The following is a 1,032-nucleotide window of genomic DNA, read 5'->3' as shown; positions in this document are numbered from 1 at the left end:
TACCAGTTAATACATGATCGCTATCATTGGGATCTATTATAACTAAAATAACTTCTTCATTGAGTTCGTAAAATAAATCAAATAAAGGGTGGTTATTTGTCATTTCTATGAAATAAATATCGGCCACGACGATTGCACAATTGTTAGGATGTACTTGGCGATCGTTTTTAAACAAATATTCTTGATTTTTCAAGTCGATTAACCAACAATCTATGTTAGAAAAAATAGGAATTCCTAGTCTTTTCAAACCTTCTGCTATACAAATTGATATATGAGAGCATTTTTTAACTGGTGAAAAGATAAAGTAAACACCTTTTTCGACAATTTCAGTTATCATAATATTAATAAATTATCTTGTAATATCATGTCCGGTAGCATCGGTATTGTAAAAGGGTAAGAATTCAGAATTTAGAATGCGCGAATTTAGAATTCAGAAATTTGGGATGAAAGCTTTAGTATTCCCGGGAATTAAGGGTATTAACCCCGAAACAACTTAAATTTCCTGTAGATATTCACCCTTTGGTTTACACTCTCCGATACCAGCGGACATGATATAATAACTTTAGCTTTCTATAATGAATATCATCTATTTTGCCATTTTTATTTAAGTTATCAACGAATATTGGCATCCTTAAAATATCCTCTTTTGTTTAGTTTTTTTAGTTTAACTATTAGCTAAATCACTCATACTTATAGTAGTAATATGAGTTGCTTTCAAGGAAGCGACAACCTCTTTATTCTCATGTTCCAAAGCTTAACATATTGCGGAGCAAAATCTAACCCAGAGTTATGATAATTAATTATCCGATGCTAAATATTCTTGAAAGACTTTTTGAAATAAATATCCCATTTGACTAGAGTAATAGTGACTATCCAAAAACTGCGGATTACCCTGCATTTTTGTCTCTATTCTGTCGCGATAAACTGCTCGTAAATCAGAATCATTTCCCAAATCAACTGCTAATTTAATATAAGTATCTTCACTATCTGCAATTAATTCTGGTATCTCCAGATAGCGCAACAAAGATGCTC

Annotated in this window: 2 protein-coding genes; both read right to left on the bottom strand. The window is 31.4% G+C overall.

Features of this window, described 5'->3' with window-relative positions:
* Window positions 1-247 (bottom strand): hypothetical protein (locus F6K18_RS36275; RefSeq protein ID WP_287528225.1); only part of this gene is annotated, 247 nt, incomplete at its 3' end.
* A 549-nt stretch (window positions 248-796) separates the two neighbouring features.
* Window positions 797-1,032: hypothetical protein (locus F6K18_RS36270; RefSeq protein WP_287528223.1), on the bottom strand; the 236-nt coding region annotated here is incomplete at its 5' end.

Source organism: Okeania sp. SIO2C2 (assembly GCF_010692625.1).
GTDB lineage: Bacteria > Cyanobacteriota > Cyanobacteriia > Cyanobacteriales > Microcoleaceae > Okeania > Okeania hirsuta.
Note: the sequence above shows the minus strand (reverse complement) of the source record. Positions and strands in the feature narration are given on the sequence as shown.